The sequence below is a fragment of the Amycolatopsis albispora genome (assembly GCF_003312875.1).
In the GTDB taxonomy this organism is placed as follows: Bacteria; Actinomycetota; Actinomycetes; order Mycobacteriales; family Pseudonocardiaceae; genus Amycolatopsis; species Amycolatopsis albispora.
Genome location: NZ_CP015163.1, coordinates 5945430 through 5968750, shown reverse-complemented (window position 1 = coordinate 5968750; position 23321 = coordinate 5945430). Strand labels below are relative to the sequence as shown.

Annotated in this window: 21 protein-coding genes and 2 tRNA genes; 12 read left to right on the top strand and 11 right to left on the bottom strand. The window is 69.0% G+C overall.

Going from position 1 to position 23321, the window contains the following annotated elements:
- Positions 1-13: 13 nt before the first annotated feature.
- Genes ligD through A4R43_RS28190 form a run of 4 tightly spaced genes read right to left on the bottom strand, consistent with a single transcriptional unit; the run spans position 14 to position 3955 of the window.
- Positions 14-1840, bottom strand: a complete 1827-nt coding sequence (gene ligD, locus A4R43_RS28205) for a DNA ligase D (protein ID WP_113695065.1) — start codon at positions 1838-1840, stop codon at positions 14-16.
- 21 nt (positions 1841-1861) lie between these two features.
- Positions 1862-2680, bottom strand: coding sequence for a class I SAM-dependent methyltransferase (locus A4R43_RS28200; protein WP_113695064.1), 819 nt, complete (start codon positions 2678-2680; stop codon positions 1862-1864).
- 52 nt (positions 2681-2732) lie between these two features.
- Positions 2733-3521 (bottom strand): SigB/SigF/SigG family RNA polymerase sigma factor, encoded by a 789-nt coding sequence (locus A4R43_RS28195; protein ID WP_269467509.1) that lies wholly within the window; start codon positions 3519-3521, stop codon positions 2733-2735.
- On the bottom strand, positions 3518-3955 hold the full coding sequence (locus tag A4R43_RS28190) for an ATP-binding protein (protein ID WP_205215101.1): 438 nt from the start codon (positions 3953-3955) through the stop codon (positions 3518-3520). The genes A4R43_RS28195 and A4R43_RS28190 overlap by 4 nt, the downstream gene beginning before the upstream one ends.
- A 160-nt stretch (positions 3956-4115) precedes the next feature.
- Between A4R43_RS28190 and A4R43_RS28185 the strand changes: the two genes are divergently transcribed.
- Positions 4116-4880: a sulfite exporter TauE/SafE family protein gene (locus A4R43_RS28185; RefSeq protein ID WP_113695063.1), complete on the top strand. Its 765-nt coding sequence runs from the start codon at positions 4116-4118 to the stop codon at positions 4878-4880.
- Here A4R43_RS28185 and hisC read toward each other — a convergent pair.
- Positions 4873-5943 (bottom strand): histidinol-phosphate transaminase, encoded by a 1071-nt coding sequence (gene hisC / locus A4R43_RS28180; protein WP_113695062.1) that lies wholly within the window; start codon positions 5941-5943, stop codon positions 4873-4875. The two genes, A4R43_RS28185 and hisC, sit on opposite strands and share 8 nt — an antisense overlap.
- Positions 5944-6048: 105 nt before the next feature.
- On the opposite strand from hisC, the gene A4R43_RS28175 reads away from it, so the two are divergent.
- The 7 genes from A4R43_RS28175 (at position 6049) to A4R43_RS28145 (ending at position 11409) form a co-directional block, all read left to right on the top strand.
- Positions 6049-6693, top strand: a complete 645-nt coding sequence (locus tag A4R43_RS28175; RefSeq protein ID WP_113695061.1) for a dienelactone hydrolase family protein — start codon at positions 6049-6051, stop codon at positions 6691-6693.
- A 78-nt stretch (positions 6694-6771) separates the two neighbouring features.
- Entirely contained in the window at positions 6772-7254 is a 483-nt protein-coding gene (locus tag A4R43_RS28170) for a hypothetical protein (RefSeq protein ID WP_236808325.1), read from the top strand.
- Complete coding sequence (locus A4R43_RS28165; RefSeq protein ID WP_113695060.1) at positions 7251-8360, top strand: WXG100 family type VII secretion target; 1110 nt, start codon at positions 7251-7253, stop codon at positions 8358-8360. The genes A4R43_RS28170 and A4R43_RS28165 overlap by 4 nt, the downstream gene beginning before the upstream one ends.
- Positions 8353-9129: an ESX secretion-associated protein EspG gene (locus tag A4R43_RS28160; RefSeq protein ID WP_162788626.1), complete on the top strand. Its 777-nt coding sequence runs from the start codon at positions 8353-8355 to the stop codon at positions 9127-9129. Before A4R43_RS28165 ends, A4R43_RS28160 begins: the two co-directional genes overlap by 8 nt.
- Positions 9130-9139: 10 nt before the next feature.
- Positions 9140-11101: an acetoacetate--CoA ligase gene (locus tag A4R43_RS28155; RefSeq protein ID WP_113695058.1), complete on the top strand. Its 1962-nt coding sequence runs from the start codon at positions 9140-9142 to the stop codon at positions 11099-11101.
- Between the two features lie 85 nt (positions 11102-11186).
- A tRNA-Ser gene (locus tag A4R43_RS28150) sits at positions 11187-11276 on the top strand.
- A gap of 60 nt (positions 11277-11336) precedes the next feature.
- A tRNA-Arg gene (locus tag A4R43_RS28145) sits at positions 11337-11409 on the top strand.
- Here the strand turns inward: A4R43_RS28145 and A4R43_RS28140 are convergent.
- The 3 genes from A4R43_RS28140 to A4R43_RS28130 all read right to left on the bottom strand — a co-directional run bounded on the left by A4R43_RS28140 (position 11375) and on the right by A4R43_RS28130 (position 14716).
- Positions 11375-12244: a hypothetical protein gene (locus A4R43_RS28140; protein WP_162788625.1), complete on the bottom strand. Its 870-nt coding sequence runs from the start codon at positions 12242-12244 to the stop codon at positions 11375-11377. The genes A4R43_RS28145 and A4R43_RS28140 overlap by 35 nt on opposite strands.
- Positions 12245-12296: 52 nt before the next feature.
- Positions 12297-13400, bottom strand: coding sequence for an IS630 family transposase (locus A4R43_RS28135; protein ID WP_236808324.1), 1104 nt, complete (start codon positions 13398-13400; stop codon positions 12297-12299).
- Positions 13401-13723: 323 nt separating this feature from the next.
- A complete protein-coding gene (locus A4R43_RS28130) occupies positions 13724-14716 on the bottom strand; it encodes a phosphorothioated DNA-binding restriction endonuclease family protein (protein ID WP_162788624.1) in 993 nt (330 codons plus the stop codon).
- 107 nt (positions 14717-14823) lie between these two features.
- On the opposite strand from A4R43_RS28130, the gene A4R43_RS28125 reads away from it, so the two are divergent.
- The 4 genes from A4R43_RS28125 to A4R43_RS28110 are packed head-to-tail and all read left to right on the top strand — an operon-like array spanning position 14824 to position 20230.
- The gene (locus A4R43_RS28125; protein ID WP_113695054.1) at positions 14824-16329 is read left to right on the top strand and encodes an AAA family ATPase; all 1506 of its coding nucleotides are present in this window, start codon (positions 14824-14826) and stop codon (positions 16327-16329) included.
- Positions 16326-17555 carry a hypothetical protein gene (locus A4R43_RS28120; RefSeq protein ID WP_162788623.1) on the top strand — a complete coding sequence of 410 codons (1230 nt, stop codon included), beginning with the start codon at positions 16326-16328 and terminating at the stop codon, positions 17553-17555. The genes A4R43_RS28125 and A4R43_RS28120 overlap by 4 nt, the downstream gene beginning before the upstream one ends.
- 10 nt (positions 17556-17565) lie before the next feature.
- A complete protein-coding gene (locus tag A4R43_RS28115; protein ID WP_205215100.1) occupies positions 17566-18699 on the top strand; it encodes a YDG/SRA domain-containing protein in 1134 nt (377 codons plus the stop codon).
- 22 nt (positions 18700-18721) lie between these two features.
- Positions 18722-20230 (top strand): SWIM zinc finger family protein, encoded by a 1509-nt coding sequence (locus tag A4R43_RS28110; protein ID WP_162788622.1) that lies wholly within the window; start codon positions 18722-18724, stop codon positions 20228-20230.
- On the opposite strand, the gene A4R43_RS28105 is transcribed toward A4R43_RS28110, so the two are convergent.
- The 3 genes from A4R43_RS28105 to A4R43_RS28095 form a co-directional block, all read right to left on the bottom strand.
- Entirely contained in the window at positions 20231-21304 is a 1074-nt protein-coding gene (locus A4R43_RS28105) for an aminotransferase class I/II-fold pyridoxal phosphate-dependent enzyme (RefSeq protein WP_113695051.1), read from the bottom strand.
- Between the two features lie 28 nt (positions 21305-21332).
- Positions 21333-22175, bottom strand: a complete 843-nt coding sequence (locus tag A4R43_RS28100) for a serine hydrolase (RefSeq protein ID WP_236808323.1) — start codon at positions 22173-22175, stop codon at positions 21333-21335.
- 87 nt (positions 22176-22262) lie between these two features.
- Positions 22263-23258 (bottom strand): M14 family zinc carboxypeptidase, encoded by a 996-nt coding sequence (locus A4R43_RS28095; protein WP_205215099.1) that lies wholly within the window; start codon positions 23256-23258, stop codon positions 22263-22265.
- Positions 23259-23321: the final 63 nt, after the last annotated feature.

The following is a 23321-nucleotide window of genomic DNA, read 5'->3' as shown; positions in this document are numbered from 1 at the left end:
CTCCAATACCGTTCTAGGAAAACTCGGCGAGCTGCGCCCTCGCCGCCTCGGCCGAGCCCGCGTGCTCGTGCATGTCCTGCCAGGGATCCGCCTTCTGCGCCAGCCGGCGCCGCAGCTTCGGAATGTCGTAGGCGTCCGGTTCGGTCCGGCCCAGCTCGTCCCAGTCCAGCGGGGTGGCCACGCGCGCGCCGGGGCGGCCGCGCAGCGAGTAGGGCGCGACGAAGGTCTGCGCGTACCCGTTCCTGGCCGTGTCCAGGAAGATGCGCTTGCCGCGCTTGTTCTTCCGGAACTCCGTGGTGAGCATGGCCGGCGCCTTCGACGCCAGGAAGTCGGCCGCCTCGCGGGCGAACGCCACGACGGTCTCATGTGGACTGGAGCGATCCAGCGGCGCCACCACGTGGTACCCGCGACCGCCGGTGGCCTGCACGTACGCGGTCAATCCGACCGCCTTGTACAGCTCACGCACCGCCCTGGCCACCTCGCGCAGCGAGTCCACCGCGGTCCCGTTCGGCGGGTCGATGTCGATCACCACCAGGTCCGGGTGGTCCAGCGCTTCCCAGGACGAGGTCCAGATGTGGAACTCCAGCGCGGCCTGGTTCGCCAGGTAGACCAGGGTTTCCGGCTCCTCGGCGAACACGTGCCGGGTGGTGCCCTTGCCGTCGTGCTGCGGCACGTCCTCGGTGCGCATCCAGTCCGGCCAGTGCGACGGCGCTTCCTTCTGGAACCAGTTCTCCCCGCCGACGCCGTGCGGGTAGCGGCGCATGGTCAGCGGCCGTCCGCGCAGGTGGGGCAGCATCACCTCGGCCACGGTCCGGTAGTGCTCGATCACCTCGCCCTTGGTCACCTCGTCGGCCGGGTAGTACACCTTGTCCAGCCGCGTGGTCTTCACGTCCAGGGCGGGCATCTCGCTCTCCACCTCCCGCGGTGCCTTGTCCGTCCGCAGCCCGAGGTACCGGGCGTGGCGCATCCGGCCGTCGGAGGTCCACTCGGCGAAGCCCGCCTGCACCACCAGCTCCGGCTCCACCCAGTGTGGCCGCCGCTCGGGCACCTCGCCGGTGAACGGGGAGTCCGGTCTGGACAGTTCCCGCAACCGGGCGTGCAGCTCGCGCAGCGTCCGCTGGTCGAAACCGGTGCCGATCTTGCCGGCGTACCGGAGCACTTCCCCCTCGTAGTACCCAGCCAGCAGCGCGCCGAACCCGGCACGGGTCCCGGTCGGATCGGTGTAGCCCCCGATCACCACCTCCTGCTCGCGCACGCACTTCAACTTCAGCCAGTCGGATGACCTCCCGGCGCGGTAGGGCGCGTCGGCGCGCTTGGCGATCAGCCCCTCCCAGCCCTCGTCGCGGGCTTCGGCGAGGAACTTCTCACCCTCGGTGTCGCGGTGTTCGGACAACCGCAGCGGGTCGTCGAAGTCGAACGCGTCGGCGAGCAGCTGCTTGCGCTGGCGCAACGGCAGGCTGGTCGCCTCCATGCCACCGAAGGCCAGCAGGTCGAACAGGTACAGGAAAACCTCGATGCCGGTGGCCACCGACGCCTTGGGATCACGCAGGTGCATCCGGTGCTGCAGGCGCGCGAAACTGGTGTGGCCGTTGTCGTCGAAGGCCACCACCTCGCCGTCGGCGACGAAGTCCGGGCCGCCCTGCGTGGCCAGCGCTTTGACGATTTCCGGGTACGCGCCGTTCATCAGCTTCTGGTTGCGCGACCACAGCTGCGGCTCGCCGCCGTTCTCGCGGACGATCAGCGCCCGCACGCCGTCCAGCTTCCGTTCGAAGATCCAGTTCGGATCGGTGAACGGGCGGTCGGACAGCGTGGCCAGCATCGGCTCACGCTGGACCTTCATCGGCGCACCCCCGCGAAAACGTCAGAACCGGCAGCGGACTATGCGCCCCATCCTGTTCACCGCCGGGAACCACCGCAACGCCTTGAGCTGGAGACGCGGCACCGTGCCCACCCGGCCCAGGTCCTCTTCGGACGCGAACTGGGCCGCCATGCGTTCCTCGACCAGCTCGAGGCCGTAGTCCGACAGCTCCCGTGAGTCGTCGAGACCCCAGTAGAGGGTCGAGCCGCTCTTGCGCACCACCGAGTTGATCTTCTGCGCCTTGATGCCCAGCCTGCTGAACAGGTCGAAGACGAACTCGCCGCCGGGGAACCGCTCGGTGATGCGCCCGAACAGCTCCCTGACCTCGGCTTCACGCAGGTACATGGTCAGGCCTTCGGCGATCACCACCACCGGTTGCTCGGCGGGCACCTCGTCCAGCCAGGCGCGGTCGGTCACCGAGGAGGCGATCACCCGGTAACCCGGCCGCTCGTCCAGTTCGGGCCACAGCTGGTGGCGCAGCTCGACGATCTCCGGGAAGTCCACGTCGAACCACCGCGTCTCGGGTGACGGGTCGAGCCGGAAGACCCGGGTGTCCAGGCCGCAACCGAGGTGCAGCACGGTCGCGCCGGGCCGGGCGGCCAGCGCGTCGCGCGCCATGGTGTCGATCGATTTCGCGCGCAGCGCCACGCTCAGCGCCATGCTCGGCTTCATCAGCTTGCCGAAGTCGTAGTCGAGCCTGCCGATCGCCTCGTCCGCCGCGGTGTCCCCGAGCACCGGCCGCGGTGACCGGCTGTCCAGCGCCCGCCCCCAGAGCGTGGCGAGCATCGTCTCCTTGGTCCCGCTGAGCTGCACCCGCACCATCGCCGATTCCCCCGTTCATGAAGTTTCACAACTTTGTGAACGAAGCGTACTCTCATTCGCCGGGGCGGTGGCTGAGCCCTTCACGGAGTTGGGTGAGCGTGCGGGCCAGCAGCCGCGAGACGTGCATCTGCGAGACGCCGATCTTCTCCGCGATCTGCGTCTGCGTCAGGTTGTGCACGAACCGCAGCGCGAGGATCTTGCGCTCGCGTTCGGGCAGGTCGCGGATCAGCGGCTGGAGCATCTCGTGGTTCTCCACGTCCGCGAGCGCGCTGTCCTCCTCGCCGAGCGTGTCCCCGAGCGAGACGTTGTCGGTGTCCCCGGACAACACCTCGTCGAGTGACATCGAGTGGTAGGCGTTGCCCGCTTCGAGGCCCTCGTACACCTCGTCCTTGTCGATGCCGAGGTGCGCGGCCAGCTCGCTCGGCGTCGGCGCGCGGCCGAGGCGCTGCGCCAGCTCGGTGCTGGCGTTGCTGATCGTCAGGTGCAGTTCCTTGAGCCGCCGAGGCACGCGGATCACCCAGCCGGTGTCGCGGAAGTGCCGCCGCACCTCACCCATCACCGTCGGCACGGCGAAGGAGAGAAAGTCGAACCCGCGCTCGGCGTCGAACCGGTCCACCGCGTTGATCAGGCCGACCCTGGCCACCTGGACCAGGTCCTCCTTGGCCACCCCGCGACCGGCGAAGCGCTGGGCGATGTGCTCGGCCAGCGGCAGGTAGCCGGTCACCAGCTTGTCCCGCACCTCGGCGCGCCGGGGATCGTCCTCGGCCAGCGCGGCCATCTCGCCGAACAGTGGTGCGAGGTGCTCGTACCCGTTGCTGTCCGGCGGTTGGATACCCGTCACGCGCCCGGCCGTACGTCGGCGCGACGCTTGGCGAGTTCGATGTGGACGACCTGCTCACCACCGGCGGGCTGGTCCACCCAGCTGGCGGCCGAATCGGCCAGCGTGGTGAGCACGCGCCAGCCGAACGAGCCGGTGCTGGGTGCTTCCCCGTCGGCCGACGGCACCGTGCCGCGGAACCGCAGCTGCCCGTCCTCCAGGACGAACCGGCAGGTCAGCAGGCTGCCGGTGGCGGCGCGGGTGATCAGCGTCGAACAGGCTTCGTCGATGGCCAGCCGGAGGTCGGCGATGGTGTCGAGGTCGAAGTCCGCGCGGACGGCGAGATTGGAGACCAGGGCGCGGATGATCGGCAGGTGGGCCAGATCGGCGCCCAGGCGTACCTCGATGTCGTCCAGCGGGCCGATCTCGTCCACCGCCGGCTGTTTGCCGTTTGTCACGTCCACCTCGTCTTCGACCGTCGCGCAGCGTTTCTACCCCGCGAGCGAAATCCCGAAACCCGTAGCGATCCTCCTGGGACGCTCGTCACGTTGTCTAGCCGAACACACCCGCTGCGTGCCAGCGCGGGCGGGTGCTTAGGGTGCCGGTTGTGATGACCCAGTGACGTGGTGGCATGCGATTCTGATCGCTCTGGCGGGGGTGTGGGCGGGCACCATCAACGCGGTCGTCGGCTCGGGCACCCTGGTCACCTTCCCGGTGCTGGTCGCCTTCGGCTATCCGCCGGTGACCGCGACGACCTCCAACGCGATCGGGCTGGCGCCCGGCACGATCAGCGGTGCCTGGGGGTACCGGCACGAACTCGGCGGGCAGGGCAAGCGGCTGGCCGTCTACGGCGTCGCGTCCTTCCTCGGCGCGGTCGGCGGTGCGCTGCTGTTGCTGGCGCTGCCCAAGGACGCCTTCGAGACCGTGGTGCCGGTGCTCGTCGGCCTCGCCGTGGTGCTGGTGATCATCCAGCCGAAGGTGGCCGGCTGGGTGACCGCGCGCCGTGAACGCAAGGAGAAGCCGGAGAAGCGGTACGGCCCGCTGCTGCTGTTCCTGCTCTTCGTCGTGGGCATCTACGGCGGTTACTTCACCGCCGCGCAGGGCATCATGATGGTCGCCTGCATGGGCATGCTGCTGTCCGATCCGGTGCAGCGCATCAACGGCATCAAGAACGTGCTCTCCGCCGTGGTGAACGTGGTGGCAGGCACCATCTACGCCTTCGTCGCGCCGGTCGACTGGGCCGTGGTCGGCCTGCTGGCCGCCGGCTCGGTGCTCGGCGGCCTGCTCGGCGCGAAGATCGGGCGCAAGCTGTCCCCGGTGGTGCTGCGCGGGGTGATCGTGGTGGTCGGGCTCGCCGCGATCGTGCAGCTGGTGCTCAGGTGAGCGCCGGGAACGACCTGGCCGCGGTGAGGAACGCCTCGTTCTCGTCCGGGTTGCCGATCGTCACGCGGGCGCCTTCACCGGCGAACGGGCGCACGATCACCTTGTTCGCCAAAGCGTGCTCGGCGAAGTCGGCGGTCTTCTCGCCCAGCGGCAGCCAGACGAAGTTCGCCTGCGTCTCGGGGACCTGGTAACCGGTCTCCAGCAAGGCATCCCGGACCCGCGAGCGCTCGGCGACGATTTTCGTGCAGCGCGCCAGCAGCTCCTCCTCGGCGTCGAGCGAGGCGATCGCGGCGGTCTGCGCGAGCGAGTTCACGCTGAACGGGATGTAGACCTGGCGCAGTGCCGCGGTGACCTGCTCCGGCGCGACCGCGTAGCCGACCCGCAGCCCGGCCAGCCCGTACGCCTTGGAGAAGGTCCGCAGCACGGCCACGTTCCCGCGGCCGGCGGCCAGCTCCAGCCCGTCCGGCACCTCGCGGTCGGTGACGAACTCGCGGTACGCCTCGTCCAGCACCACCAGCACGTGCGGCGGCACCGCGTCCAGGAAGCGCGCCAGCTCGGCGCGGCGGACCGCGGTCCCGGTCGGGTTGTTCGGGTTGCAGACAAAAACCAGCCGCGTCTTCGGGGTGATCGCGGCGAGCATGGCGTCCAGGTCGTGGGTGTGCCCGGCGTCCAGCGGCACGGTCACCGCGGTGGCGCCGACGATCTGGGTGAGGATCGGGTAGGCCTCGAACGAACGCCAGGCGAACATCACCTCGTCGCCGGGTTCGCACAGCGCCTGGATCAGCTGCTGGCACAGCGCGACCGAGCCGCAGCCGACCGCGATCCGCTCCTGGGGCACCTCGAACCGGGTGGAGATGCGGTCGACCAGCGCCCACGCGCCCATGTCCGGGTAGCGGTTGATGTCGGCCGCCGAGGCCGCGATCGCCGAGGCGACGCTGGGCAGCGGGCCCGCCGGGACTTCGTTGCTGGCCAGCTTGATCGCGCCCGGCACGGTCCGGCCTGGCACGTACTTCGGCAGCGACTCGAGACCGGCGCGGGTCGGCACGACGGACGGAGTGGACATCAAGGCTCCTCGTGGGTCACTTGGTCTGCTCCTGCCCACGTTAACCCGGCTGGATCCGCAGGTTGAGGTTGACTCACGTTCACCAACCAGTGGTTGAGTAGGCGCATGACGCAAACCCACACCGACGACTACCGGCGCGCCGACGGCCGCGCGCTGCGCCTGACCTTCGCCGAGCCGGACGGCGTGGTCCGCGGCGGACTGGTGGTGCTGCACGAGGCGGACGGCGTCACCGACGGCGTGCGCTTCCTGGTGACCAGCCTCGCCGAGGAAGGCTGGCTGGCGGTGGCCCCGCACATCTACGACGGCGCCGCGGACGGGAAGCTCACCGGGCAGGACGTGCTCGCCGCCACCGACATCACGCTGGCCTGGCTGGTCGAGCGCGGGGTCCAGGCCGACCTGCTCGGCGTGGTGGGCTTCGACCTCGGCGGCACCGCGGCGCTGGTGGTGGCCTCGAGCCGGAAGCTGGGCGCGGCGGTCAGCGTCGGCGGCCAGTCCTCGGCGAACGACCTGCCCGCGCTGGTGGACATCGCGGGCAAGCTGACCAGTCCGTGGCTCGGCATCTACGGCGACTCGGGCGACGAGAGCGGGGTGGCCGAGGTGGAGCGCCTGCGTGAGGTGGCTGCTTCGTCGAAGGTGGCCACGAACGTCGTCCGCTATCCAGGGGCCAACCACCGGTTCGACGCCGACCCCGGTGCCGCCGCCGAAGCCTGGCAACGCACGTTGAGCTGGTTCGACGCCCATCTGCGCTGACTGGGAGCGAACGGGTCCCCACCCGCGTCCAAGGCGGTACAGTTCAGCTTTGAGTGTCACGCAGGGTGGGGATTCGAAATGGCTGCTGTGAATAAACCGACGAGCGCGGCGAGTGTCACGTCCCCGCCGCCGCCTTCCTTCGCGCCGGAGGCGTCCAAGCAACTCGCCCCGATCGCGGGTGACGTGCGGGACGTCAAGAAGGAAGCCAAGAAGGGCAGCCTGCAGCTCAGCGACGAAGCCGCGGAGGGCCTGCTCACCGCGCTCGCCGAAATCCAGGCCACGGTCAACCAGCTCGTCCGGGACTCCAAGGAGCTGGACGTGCCGCTGCGCCTGGGGAACAACTTCGTCGGCCGCACGATGAGCGACCGCCTGCGCGAGGCGGCGACCTCCGCGGCGACGCCGGTGCTCCAGGACTTCGGCAGCGTGCTCGACGACCTCGAGCTGACCGTGCGCGCGGCGCGGAAGAACTTCAAGACCACCGACGCCGACGCCAAGGAACAGCTGGAAAAGGCCCGCCGCCGGCTGGACGACGTCGAGGGTTACGGGGGTGAGTCCCGATGAAGCGCCCGGACGAGGTGAAGTGCCTGCCCCACCCGTCGCCCTATCCGCCCGGCGAGCCGGAGCCCGTCAGCGGTGACCTGGGCATCCCGGTGGACTGGCTGACCTACCGGCACCGCGAGCTCTACCGGATGGTGCACGAGGAGGTGGACCTCGCCGGCGCGCAGACCGTCGCCGCGACCTGGGCCACCATCGGCGACAAGCTGACCGAGATCGCGGCGGACCTGCGGGCCGCGATGGTCAAGGCGAGCCAGGGCTGGACCGGCGCGGCCGCCGAGCGGACCAAGGAGACCGTGGAGCGGCTCTCCGCCTGGTCCGAGGAGACCGGTGACCGGGCGACCGAGGTCTGCGCGTGCGTGACGCGGCAGGCCGAGAACGTGCGCATCGCCCAGAACAACATGCCCGAACCGCAGCCGACCGTGCTGCCGTACCCGATGCCTGCCGGTGGCACCGCCGCGATGTCGTTCTCGGCCGGTCCGGAGCTCGTCGCGGACGACGAGACGGGCCGCCGGGACAACGAGGAACTGCACCAGCGGGCCGCCGACGTGATGACGCAGTTCCAGCAGGACTCCTACGAGGTCTACGGGACCGTGCCGGAGTTCAGCACGCCGACCGGGGACCCGATCATCTACAGCCCGCCGGAAGAGCCGCCGGACCAGCCGAAGCCGGACCCCAAACCCGAGGAGCCCGAGGTCCCCGACGATTCGACCGGCACCAGCGGCGTGACCGGCGGCGACGGCCCGGTCGACGGGGTGATCGGCGGCTACACCCCGCCGCCGCGTGAGGTCGCGCCGTCCACCCCGGTGCCGATGGTCGGCGGTGGCGGCCAGGTCGGCGGCGCCATGCAGGACCCCACACCGGGTCCGCGGGCGGGCAGCGGCCACCCGGGTGCGCCCGGTCCCGGCGTCGCGCCCGCCGCCGCCGCGGCGCGCGGTGGCATGGGCGGGATGCCGATGGGCGCGATGCCGATGGGCGCCGGAGCCCAGCGGCAGGAGGACGTCGAGCACAAGCTGCCCGGCTATCTTCAGGAAGAGGAGAACATCTTCGCGGCGGACCTGAAGGTTGCGCCGCCGGTGCTCGGCGAGGAGGGGCCGCGTCGCCGTGCGTGATCCGGACACCGGGTGGATTCGCCTCTACCCCAACGAGTTCTTCCTGCTGTGGACGCGGCTCGGGCTGGGCGATCCGCCCGCGGTGCTCGGTATCGGTCACGTCGGCCGGACGGCCGCCGCGCGCCGGTGGCTGGCCGAGGCGGCCGACGCCGAACTGAGCGCGCGCGACCTCGGCACGCTGGACTACCCCGCCCCGGATCTGGTGCAGGCGCTGAAGATCCTCGGGGAGAGCGACCTGCGGCTCGACCTGCACCTGGCGGGTGAAGGCCGTGAGGTGCGGTCGTTCTCGGCCGCCGGTCGTCAGGGTGCCGCGACGGCCGAGGTGGTCGGCGGAGAGGTGCGGATCGGCCTGGTCCGCGAGCCGCTGCTGGTGGCGACCATGCTCGACGCGCTCAAGCCGCTGCCCGCGGCGCCGGGCGGACCGGCGAACGTGCGGCTGGAGGATTTCCACGAAGCCTGCGCGGAGGGCGAGCGCGACGGCCGGGCCGGGTTCCTCGGCAGGCTGGAGGACAGCGGTGTCCGCGGTGGCGAGGCCGGGGTCCTGCTGAAGCTGCTGACCGGGCGCACCGGCGGTGGTCAGTTCGGCGCCGGGGTGCGCGGGCGTTCGGGACGCTGGTCGCGTGCCGCGAGCGTGGTCAACTGGGTGGACACCGAGGAGGGCCGGTACGCGCTGCGCACGCGCGGCGGCTGGCTCACCGCGACGCCGGTGGACCAGCTGCGGTTGCGGGTGTGGGCGCAGGACATGGTCGGGGAGCTCGTCGGTCAGTAGGCTCCGCCGCATGACCAGCGACACACCCGAAGTGCTGTGGCGGCCGGACCCGAACCGGGAGACCAAGATCGCGGATTTCCGCAGGTGGCTGCGGGACGAACGCGGGGTCGCGACCGACGACTACACCTCGCTGTGGGAGTTCTCCACCGCTGATCCCGCCGCGTTCTGGGCCGCGTCGGCGGAGTACCTGGGCGTGCGCTGGCACGACCGGCCGGCCGAGGTGCTCTCCGGGGAAATGCCGTCCGCGCGCTGGTTCGACGGCGGCACGCTGAACTACGCGGAACACGCGCTGAGCCCGGGCGTCGCCGGCGCGCCCAAAGCGGACGACGAGCTGGCGGTGATCTTCCACCGCGAGGACGGCCTGTCGTCGCAGCTGACCTACGGCGAGCTGCGCGCGAAGGTGGCTGCCGCCCGGTCGGCCTTGCAGGAACTGGGCGTGACCAAGGGCGACCGGGTGGTCGCGCTCGCGCCGAACTGCCCGCAGACCCTGATCGCCTTCCTGGCCGCGGCGAGCCTCGGTGCGGTGTGGTCGTCGTGCTCGCCGGACTTCGGCGTGCGGGCCATCGTGGACCGGTTCGCGCAGATCGAGCCGGTCGTGCTGATCGCGGTGAACGGCTACGCGTACAACGGCCGGTGGTTCGACACGCGGCCGACGGTGACGAAGCTGCGCGAGGAGATCCCGGCGCTCAAGGCGACCGTGCTGATCGACTACGCGGGTGGTCCGCTGGCGGGCGCGCACGACTGGGACACGCTGCTGGAGTCGCACGCCGGCGCGGAGCTGGCGTTCGATCCGGTGCCGTTCGCGCACCCGCTGTGGGTGCTGTACTCGTCGGGCACCACCGGGCTGCCGAAGGGCATCGTGCACGGGCACGGCGGCATCGTGGTGGAGCACCTGAAGGCGCTGGCGCTGCAGAGCGACCTGGGGCCGGGCGAGCGGTTCTTCTGGTTCACCACCACCGGGTGGATGATGTGGAACTTCCTGATCTCCGGGTTGCTGGTGGGGTCGACCATCGTGCTGTTCGACGGCAGCCCGGGGCATCCGGACCTGAACACGTTGTGGCACCTGGCCGAGCAGCACCGCGTGACCTACTTCGGCACGTCGGCGCCGTACATCCAGAGCTGCCTGAAGGCGCGCATCTCGCCTTCGCGGGACTTCGACCTGACCGCGTTGCGGGCGATCGGCTCGACGGGGGCGCCGCTGAGCCAGGAAGGCTTCCGCTGGATCGCCGACGAGGTGGGGCGAAAGGTGCAGATCTGCTCGGTCTCGGGCGGGACGGACCTGTGCACGGCGTTCGTCGGCTCGTCGCCGGACACGCCGGTGTGGCTGGGCGAGCTGTCGAACCGCTCGCTGGGGGCGGCGGTGGAGGCGTTCGACGAGGCGGGGAACGCGGTGGTGGACGAGGTCGGTGAGCTGGTGATCACCCGGCCGATGCCGTCCATGCCGGTGTTCTTCTGGAACGATCCCGACGGCACCCGCCTGCGCGAGGCGTACTTCGACGTGTACCCGGGCGTCTGGCGCCACGGCGACTGGATCAAGATCACCTCCCGCGGCTCGGCGGTGATCTACGGTCGCAGCGACTCGACCCTCAACCGCGGCGGCGTGCGCATGGGCACGGCCGAGTTCTACCGGGTGGTGGAGAACTTCGACCAGGTGGCGGACTCGCTGGTGATCGACACCTCCGCGGCGGGTGCCGAGGGCGAGCTGCTGTGCTTCCTGGTTCTCGCGCCGGGTGCCTCGCTGGAGGAGATCGAGCCCGCGCTGCGGAAGGAGCTGCGGAGCGCGCTTTCGCCACGGCACGTGCCGGACCGGTTCGTCGTGGTGTCGGAGGTGCCGCGCACGCTGAACGGCAAGAAGTGCGAGGTGCCGGTGAAGAAGATCCTGTCCGGGGTGGCCCCGGAGCGCGCGGTGAGCCGGGATGCCCTGATGAACCCGGACGCGCTGACCCCGTTTGTCGCCCTGGGTGCCCGCTGACCAGCGGTTATGCCGTGTTCGGGGGGTCCCTTCACGCGCCGGGGGGGCGGTGTGTAATCTTTACGAGCAGTGGTCGTTCGACCTGGGAGGCTTCGCCTAGTCTGGTCTATGGCGCCGCACTGCTAATGCGGTTGGGGGTAACCCCCCCTCCCGGGTTCAAATCCCGGAGCCTCCGCTGGAGTTCGGTCCGCCGAGCACCGCACCCCGGTCGTCCGACCGGCACAACTGAACACGAGCGCCCGTAGCTCAACGGATAGAGCATCTGACTACGGATCAGAAGGTTAGGGGTTCGAATCCCTTCGGGCGCGCGTCTGGTTGAGACAGCGAAGAACCCCCTGGCAACAGGGGGTTCTTTTCTTTGCCCGCTTCCAAATCAGCTGAAGCTGGTCCGGAAGCGCCGCTCCCCAGGTTCGTCTTTCGACAGCCAGAGCGGAAAATGTGGTCGGTAGATACCGCTCGACACCCCTCAAACCAGATCAGCGGACGGCTCTCCGCGAACGCGTGGCGCATGGCCACGTTCTGGTGGTGCTGCGGATCGGTACCCCGGTACATGTAGTAGCGAAGGAGTCCGAGCTCATCGACGCCGTCGTGGTGCGGCCGTTGCTTGTTCCGTGGGGTGTAGGTGGTGCGCAGCGAGAGGGCAGCTTTGAGTTCCTTCGGCTTGCGGATCCCGGCCTGCCGGTCCATCAGCGCGATACGCTTGCCTTCGAAGCTGAAGTTCTGCAGCGTTGCGAACGGGACACGTCCGCGGTGTATCGCATCGAGCTCGGTGAGCCACCGAAAGGCATGGCGTCGAAGTCGTCGGTCGTAATCCGCGGAGTCGATGATCGATTGGATCTGCTCGGTGGTGGGGTGACGGGTGGTTGCCCGCAAGTGAGCTCGGTAGGCGTGGCTCAGCTCTGTTGCCTCGATGACCTGACCGAGCTGATGTGCGCTGAGGTAGGCGATCGTAAGCAGGCGCGTGGCTATCCCGAGCGTTTCGGGTTGGCTGAGGTGGGCGGCCACTTCAGCCCGCAGGTCGCCTCGCACAGAGTGGTGCGACAGCCACGAGGAGTAGCTTACCGGCTGGGTGGCACTGTGCGGAGGGAAGGCCAGCACGGGGTTGCCATCGCCGTCGCGCAGTGTCCAGAGCGTGCGCTCCAAGTGCACGAAGCTTTGTGGCTAGTGCTCTGTCCAGATAGGTTCGCCGGGTTGGTCAGGCGGCTGGGGTGAGGTGTTGCCCGCCCCAGCGGATGCCCTTCTCGCTGCGGACTCGTGCGCGTTCACGGCGTTGCGCGGCAAGGATGTCGGGGTGCCGGGCGTTGGTGTTGCGCCAGCGTAGATAGTCGTGCAGCCGACGTGCCAGCACTGGGTGGTTGGGATGGTCGGAGCCAGCGATGACGAAGGTGCGCAGCGGCCCGAAGTGGGCCTCGATCGGGTTGGCCCAGGACGAATAGGTCGGGGTGAAGCACAACTCGACCTTGTTACGGGCCGCCCAGCTGCGGATCGGCCGGCCGCGGTGGGCGGAGAGGTTGTCCAGGATGATGTAGATCGGTGCCCCGTCCGGGCGTGCGGAGCGGACGGATTTGAGGGCGGCCAGGGTGTTCGCGGCGGATTTCTTCGTGCGGACCGCACCCCAGAGGGTGTCGTCGCCGACGGAGTAGCAGCCGTGGAACTGCCGGACTCCGTGCAGTTTGTGATAGTTCGCGGGCAGCCGGTCCGGATGTGCTTGTCGAGCCCAGCCGGCACCCGGGTGTGGCCGGATGGTCAGTGGCCCGAATTCGTCGAAGGCGAACACCCGGTCTGGAAACGAGTTCGTGACGTGCTCGATCCGGGCCAGCTTGGTGTCACGGTCCGGGTCGTTGGACTCCTTCCAGGTTTTCGTGCGCTGGAAGCTGATCTCGTGTTTGTGCAGGAACTGCCGCAGCCGTTCCCGTCCGACCTGCACCACCCGCCGCGGGTTGCGGGCCAGGTAGGCGGCGAGTTTGCGCAGGCTCCAGCGGGTGAAGGGCTGCTCGAGTGCTTCGGGTCGCGTGGTGGCCGTCGCGACGATGAAGGCTTCGTCTTCAGGGCTGATCAGGCGGGGACGGCCACCCGCCCACCGAGGGTCCAGACTGGCCATGCCCGTCTCGTTGAACCGATGGATCACATTGCGGATCGCGTCCTCGTCGCCTTGGACCAGCCGGGCGATCGCCGGGACAGTGTTACCGCCGGCCGAGGCGAGCACCACCATCGCCCGGCGCAGCCGCACCGCGGAGCCTGTTCCTCTTCGCACGATCTGCTGCAGCCGCTGCCCTTCATGATCGGTCAGCCTGCGCACCCGGACTGGATCTGCCATCCATCCAGCCTGACGGCAAGCCGATCACCCACCCCGAACGCTGACCGGCGTGTCACCAAACCGGCCAACGTTCATGGACAGAGCACTAGCACGGCCACCACCAGTGGGGGCGCATTCAAGGCTGCCCAACTGCTCGAATAGCTCGTGCTCGTGCATTGGACGCCGCACTTCCTGTTGTCCCCGTCTCGCTTCGTGCGAGTCTACCGCCAACGCGGGTGGTGCCTTGAGCACTGATGAGTCGGTCAGTGGGCGTCACGCTGCTATTGCCTGTGTTGGGGACAGCAGTAAGCGCTTCCCTTTGGCTGTCAGTCGAAGCTGGTCAAGAAGCGGAGGTTCTCCGGCTCATCCTTGGTCAGTCGGAGGGGGAAGTGCGGCTGGTAGAGGCCGCTCGCCACGCCTTTGAACCAGATCATCGGTCGGTTTTCGGTGAATGCGCGTCGCATGGCCACGTTCTGGTGGTGCTGCGGATCGGTACCCCGGTACATGTAGTAGCGAAGGAGACCGTTCTCATCGAGCTCGTCTTCGTACGGTCGTTGCTTGCTCGGCGGCGTATAGGTGGTGCGCAGCGACAGGGCTGCGTTGAGCTCCTTCGGCTTGCGGATGCCAGCCTGCTGGTCCATCAGCGCGATGCGTTTGCCTTCGAACCTGAACTCCTGCAACAGGCCGAACGGCACCCGTCCGCCGTGTTCCTTGCTCAGCTCGGCCAACCACTCGAATGCGTGGCGCCGGAAGCGACTGTCGTAGTCGTCGGGTGCATCGATGAGCGCATTGACCGCCTTCGAGGCTGCGGTGGACCGCGCGAGCTGGAGCGCGCTCACCCGGTAGGCGCGGCGGAGTCCCGTTGCGTTGACGATGTGGTCGATGTCGGCCTTGTCGAGATAGGTTTCGACCAACAATCTGGCGGCGGCGTGGATCTTTCCCGGTAACGCCAGCAGGTCCTCCACCTCCGGGCGTAACCGGCCGCGGGCGCCGTTGCTCCGCAACCAACTGCCGCTGCGGGAGGGGGTGGGCGGAATCGGGTTGCCCCCGTCGTCTTCCACCATCCAGAGGGATCGTTCCAGGTGCACGAACGGCATAGCAGCCCGATCACGTCGGGGCCGCTGGTTCGCTGGGCCGAACTCATCGATGAGCTTCCCCACGGGGCCTTCTGCGTCGGCGTAGGTCGTTTCGGTGGACCTGGTCGTGACGGCGCGACCGAAGAGCCACAGCAGGAACAGCGGCTTGTGGGCAGCTGGACCGGCAGTCGAGGTTGCGGTTCGTAAATTACGCAACTGGTCGAACAGCTCGTCCTCGTTCACGGCACTTCACACCCCTGCGGTCCCCGTCACGCTTCGGTGTGATCATAGCTGCGACTAGGAGTCGCGTTTTGAGCGCTGAGTGAGCGAAGAGCCAGTACGGTCGGTTCATGACCGATCCACACGCTGGGGAAGCAGAAGAGCTCAGCGCCGCACTCGATGACGTTGACCTCGACTCGCCGAGCACTACCAAGTTCGCCGAATTCGAATACGTGCTCGCGGCGTTGGTCCACCTGCCGCGGAATCAGGTCTATGCGGTGGCAGTCAATCGGGCGGCCGAGCTGGCTGCTTTGGTCAAGTCTGTGCCGGCGAACCACGCGCTCGTACTGGCCGTGGTGGTCAAGGATGCTGATCAGGTCAAGGCAACGCAGGAAGCGGTGCGGCGCTACCTGAGCAGCGGCGGAGTGCCCGCCGCCGTGGTGTTCGAGCGCGATCCGGCCGGGGGATGGCGGTCCTCCTGGTTGGCCATGGAAGCCGAACAAGCCGGGAGTGACCTCGCAGCGCAGGTGTCGAGCTTGGCGACGCAGTTGTCGCTCCAAGTCGAACACGTCGAAGCGCGTGAGCGCGTGCGCAAGTGGCCGGGCCGCTCGTTGCGGGCTGCTGAGCACCCGTTGGTGATCGATGATCGCACCCGCCGGATGCTGCGGGGAGCGGTGGCTTCGCGCAGTGCGGTGATGCTGGTCGGACCGCCCGGAACCGGCAAAACGCAGCTGGTCGGCGAGGTGATCGACGAGGTGGCCGGGGCCCCGGCGAACTATGGGATGACCATGGCCCACGACTACCTGGTGGTCACCCCGGACGAGTCGTGGAGCGCGCGAGAACTGGTCGGCGGCGAAACCGTGGACGACACGTCCAAGCTCCGGTTCAGCCCCGGTTACGTGCTCGAAGCGATCGCCGAGGACCGGTGGTTGGTGCTGGACGAGGCCAACCGCGCAGACCTCGACCGCATCTTCTCGGGCTTGTTCACCTGGTTGACCGGCAACACGGTCACGGTGGGCCGGGTGAGTGGCGACCCCAAAGCCAGCCCGATCTTTCTCGGCTGGGCCGACGGCCCGAAGAGTGAAGTGATCGGTGCTGAGCTGCTCCGGTCTGACACACCCGATGACGGGCAGGGTGCCGTCCATTACCTCGCTGGTAAGGAATGGCGCCTGTTCGGCACCTACAACGCGGTCGATGCGCAGCGGGTGTTCCGCTTCGGTTTGGCGCTGGGGCGCCGCTTTGCCCACGTGCCGATCGAGATGCCCACGGTGGAGGGGTTCACCCAGGCGTTGGGGAACCGGCTTTCGAATTTGCCCACCCCGCTGGAGGACTCGGTGCAGGCGGAACTGGTTTCCGTGTTGCAGCGCATCTACCAAGCGCACGCGGGGTTGTCCGGCATGGAAATGGGGCCGGCTGCGCTGCTGTCGATACCGGAGTACCTCGACGCCAAGGACCTGCCTTTGTCCTCCGCTGAACTTCGGCAGCGGATCGCGGAGTCTTACCTCATGGGGATGGGCACGTGGCTCGCCACGCTCGACGACAACGCGCTCGAGCAACTGGGCCGTGAATTCCAGCGTCCCGAGGTGCTCGGTGACCAGTGGGATTGGCTCGTTGGCAAGCTCGGCGGCTTGCGGTGACCGAAAGCCGGAAGGAAAAGACGGGCCGGCTGGCCCTGCCGTGGGAAGGGGTGCACGAACTCCTCCGCTACTGGTCGGGGAAGGGCGAGCTCTTTGCCAGCCTGGCTGCGGTTCCCGACGATGCAGGCCGGCGTTGGACAGAGGAGGATGTGCGACGACGAGCGCACCGGGTCTTGTTCCAAAAGTGCGTGGACGTGCTCCTGCGGTTGCCAACCAAGGCTGACAAGTGGCTGGCTGAGCTGCCGGTTTCTTCCGCACCACGGCGTTACCGCGGTAGCGCGCCGAGTGCTGGCACGGATTGGGTGGCTACCCGTCGGCACGGGTGGCCACCGCGATCGTTCGAGGGCCGCACCCGTACCCGGCGTTCGGACCCGATCGCCATCTCGGTGTTCACCTGGGTGGCGCAACGGCTGCCCAGCGTCCAGCGGGATGCCGTGGGGGTGGAGCGGAACCTCGACAAAGGGGTGCAGCCGCAGCTGGCAGCCTTGGAAAACGCCGCCGCCGCACTGGGCGCGGACAAGGCCACCCCGGTTCTGCCCGACCGGGTGACGCTCTCCGCGCTCAGCCGATCCGGGGTGCTTTGGCGGAACACCTCGGCGCTTGCCGAGCTGCTGCGCTTGGAAGACACCCGTGATCTCCTGCGGCTCTCGCAGGAGCAGATCGAACCGGACGACGAGCTTCGCTCCCGGTTGTTCCACCTCGGTGTGCTCGGCCTGGTGTTGGGTGCTGCCCGGCAGTTGGGTTGGCAGGTGTTCAGCCTTCGACCGTTGTCCGGCGCGGCTGAGGCAGGCCCGGCGTTCGAGCTCGTCGATCCCGGCGGCGCCTCGTGGGAGTTGTGGTTCGAAGCGCTGAGGATCTGGAAGCAGGCGAAGATCGTGGAGCCCTATGTGGCAGCGACAGCGGGGGTGGTGAAGAGCGGGCACGAAAAGACGCCTGACCTCTTGCTGATCGAGAGGAAACGGCGATTTGCCGTGGTGGTCGAGTGCAAGTTGAGTTCGGAACCGAGTTACATCCGCGAGGGGTACAGCCAGGTCGTCACCTATCTCTCGGAGATCAGGACGCACTTCGCCGACTCCGGAGAAGCTTTTGTGGTGGGGCCGCAGGAGCTGATCGAACAGCCCACCACCGGGGTGACCCACTCCGGCAAGGTCACCTTTTGCTCGTCGGAAACATTCCAGAACGACCTCGCTGGTGTGCTGCGAACTGTCGTTTCTCCAACCTCGTAAGGTGCAGGGTATGGGTCTCGGGGACATCTCGAGGAAAGACGTGCTCGCCGCCATGGCGGAGTACGACACGCTGGGACGCGATGAGTTCCTGAGGCGATACGGGTACCGGCCATCTCTTCGTTATGTGGTGGTCACGGCGGGCCGCGACTACGACTCGAAGGCCTTGCTCGGCGTCGCGCACAAATACACCAACGGTGTGCCGCTCAAGGCAGCGGAGTTCAGCGGGGGCGAAGCCACCGTGGTGGCGAAGGCCGTTGAACTGGGTTTTGACGTCCGTGACCTTCGAGTTGGACCACGCAAGAAGGACCTGGTCACGCTCGGTGAAATCGACGGGGTGCCGGAGGGCACCACGTTCGTCAACCGCGCTGAGGTGGCGGCGAAGGGCGTACATCGAAACATCCAGGCGGGAATCGTCGGCAACGAGCGCGAAGGTGCCGAATCGATCGTCGTTTCCGGTGGTTACGAGGACGACGAAGACCATGGTGACGTGATCATTTACACCGGGCACGGCGGTCGATCCGAGTCGGGCGAGCAGATCGCTGACCAGACGTTTTCGGCAAGTGGCAACGCTGCGTTGCGCACCAGTGGGATCAGGGGCACCCCGGTGCGCGTGGTTCGCGGTAACACCAAAACGGGTTACCGCTACGACGGGCTCTTCCGGGTGGAAAAGTCTTGGCGTGAGCCGGGGCTACGTGGCTTCGCCGTCTGTCGGTTCCGCATGGTCAAGATCGCTCCTGGGGACCTGGTGGAGTTGGTCCCAGTCGCTCCGGAGGGCAACCTCAGCCCAGTGCGACGGACTTCGTCGGTGCAGCGAGTTGTTCGGTCGACGGCTACCGCCGATTACGTGAAGCGCCTGCATGACCACACCTGCCAGCTGTGCGGTACCAGGTTGACGATCCAGGGCCGCGGCTACTCGGAGGGTGCGCATATCCGGGCGCTCGGTCGCCCACACGACGGGCCGGACGTGCCCGAGAACATCCTGTGCCTGTGCCCGAACTGCCATGTTCGGTTCGATAACGGCGCCATCCTGATCCGAAGTGATCTTTCCTTCGTGCTGGACGGGGAAGAGAAGCAGTTGATCAAACGTCCTGGGCACATCGTGGATCCGCAGTACGTGGACTATCACCGGGCTCGACACAGCTGACGGGCTTGGTTCAATGGTGGGCGTGACTTGGTTCAGTGAGGACGAGCTCCGGTCCATCGCCGGTAACGCGGTGTTCCAGCGCGGCCGCGGCATGGTGGGGAAGGTGGAGGACCTCGGCGGCCTGGTGGACGGGGTCACCGCGGTGGTCGTCGGGTCGGAGCCGTATCGGGTGGGGCTCAAGGCCCGCCACGGCACCATCGAGGCCCGCTGCACCTGTCCCTTCGCGGCCGACGGGGCCTTCTGCAAGCACGCGGTGGCCGTCGGGCTCGCGTGGCTTCGCGGGGTCAAGCCGGTCGGCGACCAGGCCCTGGTGCGCCAGTACCTCACCGAACTCACCAAGGACGACCTCGTCGAGCTGGTCGCGAACGAGGCGGCCAGGGACGCGTCCCTGCTGCGCCGGCTGTCCCTGCGCGCCGTGGCCAAGCAGACCGGCACCCTCAGCGGGCGGGTCGACGCGCTCGCCCAGGAACAGGCCTTTCTCGAGGACGCGCGCGACGTGCTCGACCTGCTCGAGGAGGACCTCGCCGCCAATCGCGACCTCATTCGCCGCGCGGTCGAGGTGATGGCCGACGTGGCCCCCGACATCGACGACGAGACCGGCGCCGCCGCCGCGCACCTGCTCCGCGCCATCGCGTTGTACGCCCGCGCCTGCGCGGCCGACCCTCCCGAAGACCTCGCCGCGTGGCTCGCCGGGTTCGAGAAAAAACTGCCCGGCTGGCTGGAAATCCGGCCGTTCGCCGAAGCGCTCGGTGAGGACGGGCTCCGCCAGCTGGTCGAACTCGCCGGGGACGACCGAAAGTTCCGCGAGCAGGCCGTCGAAGCGCTCGGCGACGTCGACGAACTGGTGAGCCTGCTCGCCGAGGACCCGCGTGTGGACCACGTCCGGATCGCCAAGGCGCTCTACGACGCCGGCCGCGTGGACGAGGCGATCGAACGCGCCGAGCACAGCATGACCGAGCTGCCCGCGAACCGCTGCGGTGAGCTGGCCGAATTCCTGGTCGGCGTGCACCTAGAAGCCGACCGCCCGGCCCAGGCGTCCGCCGTGCTGGAGCGGCTGCTCTGGCGCTCGCCCACCAAGCAGGCCTACGACCAGCTCAAAGCGCTCTGCGAACGCCTCGGCACCTGGCCGGAACCGCGTCAGCGCGTGCTCCGGGTGCTCCGCGCCTCGGCCCGCGAACGCCAGGCCGACCAGCTCATCGACGTCCTGCTCGACGAAGGCGAGACAACGCAGGCGTGGGACGCCGCCGCCGAGTTCGGCTGTTCGCAGTCGGCGTGGCTGCGCGTGGCCGACCAGGTCGCCGAATCCCGTCCCGCCGAGGTCGCCGGGGTCTACCGCCTCCTCGCCACCGACTGCGTCAAGCAGGCCAGCCGCGACGGCTACCGGCAGGCCGTGGTGCTGCTGAAAAAACTCCGCCGGGTGCACGAACTCCTGGACAGCGACGAGGAATTCGAGGAGTACGTGGAAAGCCTGCGCCGCGACAACGAGCGGCGGCCCGCTTTCCTCGACGAGCTGCGCAAAGCCGGTCTCTGATCACTCCTCGCGGTTCCACGCGGCGCTGAGCACCGCCGCGGTTTCGGTGATTTCACCGGTGGTGTGGCCGGCCGTGACCACCAGCGCCACCGCCGTGCCACCGCGGCAGTCGCGGCGCAGCAGCGCGTCGATCCCGGCCGCCGTCAGCCGGTCGAGCAGCCGCTTCCCGCGCTGGGCGGTGAGCGGCGGGGTGGCCTGCACCGGGAACAACCCGCCGGCCAGCGGCAGCCCCTGCTCACCGCAGGTCCGCCGGAGCAGCCGGATCCGCCCGGCCAGCCGCTCCCGCAGCGCGTTGCCCTCCACCTGGTTGACGCGCAGCGCGTGCGCCGCCGCCGCTATGTCCACAGTGGACGGCGGACTGGCGTGCATGGCGCTGCCCCCGTGCTTGCGGATCCGCTCCAGCAGCACCGCGGGCCCGGCGATCGAGGCGATCGGCGCGCCGAAGGCCTTGGCCAGCGACGACACCAGCACCACCGGCCCCTTGGTACCGGCCAGCCGCAGCGAGCCACCGCCCCCGTCACCGAACGGGTGCCCCGGCCCCGGCCGGTCACCGAACAGGCCGAGCGACTGGCTGTCGTCGAGCAGCAGCAACCCGTTGCGCGACGGCAACCGGCTCACCGCGGCGGGCAGCGGGAACGGCTTCCCGCAACCACCGCACACGCCGTCGGCGACCACCAGCGGCCGCAACCCGCGCGCGTGCAGCCGGTCGAGCGCGGCCGCGAGCGAACCGAGGTCCTGGTGCGGGATCCGCAGCACCGGGCGGCCCAGCCCGGCCGCGCGCCGGACCGCCCAGCGCGCGATCGGATAGGCCGCTACGTCCAGCACGATGCCGCTCTGCTCGTCGGCGAGCACCTCCAGGCAGTCGGCGAAGGCGTGCAGGGTCGACCGCGCGAGCAGCGCCGTTTCGGTGCCCTGCAGGTCGGCGAGCGCTTTCGCCACCCCCTCGGCGACCGGCGGCACCCCCAGCGCGGCCGGCCGCCCGGTGGTCAGCCCCGACCAGCCGGGCAGTTCGGTGCTGGCGTGCCGCATGCCCAGGTAGAGCGAGGAGGTGAAATCAGCCCGCCGCCGGTTCATACCGCACGATATCCCCGCTTCGACCGGGTCAGGCGGCGGAAACCACCGTCTTGGTGAGTGCGGTAATCCGGTTGGCCGATTCCCGGAACGGCGTGTCCTTGTCCTGCAGGGTCAGCACCACCACGATCTTCTCGTCGCCGGCGCCGACCGTGCCGCTGGTGTGCATCAGCGGGCTGGTCAGGTCCACGTCCGAAGTGGACGCTCCTTCGGGGGCGGGCGCGCTGCGGCCGCCGGTGCACTGATCACCGGGCGGCGGCGCGTCACCCCAGGCCGACCAGCCCTGCTTGACCGCCCACGCCTCGCCGACCGCGCTCGGAATGCCCCACGACTGGTCCCAGGCGTCCGAGCACTTCGTCGACGCGCGCAGGTGACCCATGACGAACGCGCGGTGCCCGGCATCCGCACTGTCCAAAATGTACTCGTACACCCTGGCCACGTCCGCCGCGCTGGTGGCGGTGAAGCCCCACCTGCCCGGATCGGCCGGGGGAGCGGTGTCGGTGAGCCCGAGCTTGGCCACCATCCGGTCGACGACCGCGCCGTAACCGCCACGCGCCCACAGTTCGCTGGCCGGGTCGTTGGCGCTGCTGCGCAGCATCGGCTGCATCAGCGCCGCGTCCGCGGGCGGGATTTCCCGTCCGGCGCCGAGGGTTTCCAGGTAGTCGAGCGCGATCAGCACCTTGACCACCGAAGCCGAGCGGAACCGCTCGTGCTCACCGTCCGCGACCTTCTTGCCCGACGCCCGGTCGAGCACGACGTAGCTCGCCGTCATGCCCGGCGGCAGGTCGATCGCCGCCACCGCGGGCGGCGCGAAGAGGGCTGCGGACAGGGTGGCCGCGGCCAGTGCCGGAGCCAGCCTTCGAAAACTGATCACGACGTACCCCCAGTTCTGGTCATCTGGTAACGCGGGACCGTACTCCGGGGGTTTCGCCGCTCGCAGCCCTCTTCAAGCCTGCCTGAATCAGTCGTGGTGCGCAGTGCCGGCCGACTCGATCGGGGCACCCCGCGGCGGGATCTGCTCCGCCAGCGCGGGATCGAGCTGGCCGACCGAGCCGTCACCCGCGCTCTTCGCGATGGCCAGCATGGCCGCCAGCGCCGAGCGGATCTGCGACTGCTCGTGCTCGGCGCCCATGTCGCTCAGCTCGATCAGCACGCTCCCGGCACCGACCAGGCCGTAGGCGTTGCGCGCGATGCCCTGGTAGTTGCCGCCCGGGTACTGCGACACGTTGCCACCGTCGGCGTCCATCGCCCGCTGCGCCACCACGGTCAGCTGCTTGGCGAAGTCGACGGCGGCGGGCTGGACGTCCGGGTGCGTCGGCCACATCGCGGACGCGGTGATCTCGCGGCCGTCGGCACCGCGGTAGCGGCCCTGCATGTGGTAGTCGACCACGATCGACGGGCGGAAGGCGGCGGCGTGCCGCTGGATCAGGCCCGCCTCGGTGGCCGGGTTGTCCTCCGGCGCCACCGTCGGGTCGTGGTAGCGGTTGATGTCGTAGCCCTTGCCCTTTTCGCCGTATTCGGGATCGGCGTCCGGGTCGTAGTTGTAGCGCCAGTCGCGTTCGTGCCCGTCCGGGTTCGCGCGGACCACGATGTCCACGGTGACCTGGGCGCGGAGTTCCCGCTGCCAGCCGGCGTTCCCGGTGCCGACCTGACGCAGGAACTCCAGGGCGGCGGGCGTGCCGAGCGGCTCGTCGCCGTGCTGCTGGGTGACGTAGAGAACGCGCTGCGGGCCGGTGCCGACTCTGGCGTGCCAGACCGGACGGCCTTCGTTGGACTTGCCGATCTTGCCGACCTGCACCCGGCCGTGGCTGGTCCACTGCAGTTTCTGCAGTTCCCAGGCCAGTTTCGCGGTGCTGGGCCGCGGGTCCAGCTTGCCGTGCCCGGTGGCCTGGGCGGCCGGCGCGGCGATCGTGGTGGTGAGCACGAGAGCGGCGAGTACGCCGATGATCCGCTTCATGGCAGCCGAGTCTGCCAGCGCGGATGTCGCACCGACAGTGCCGAACCAGCGACTCCGGGTTGT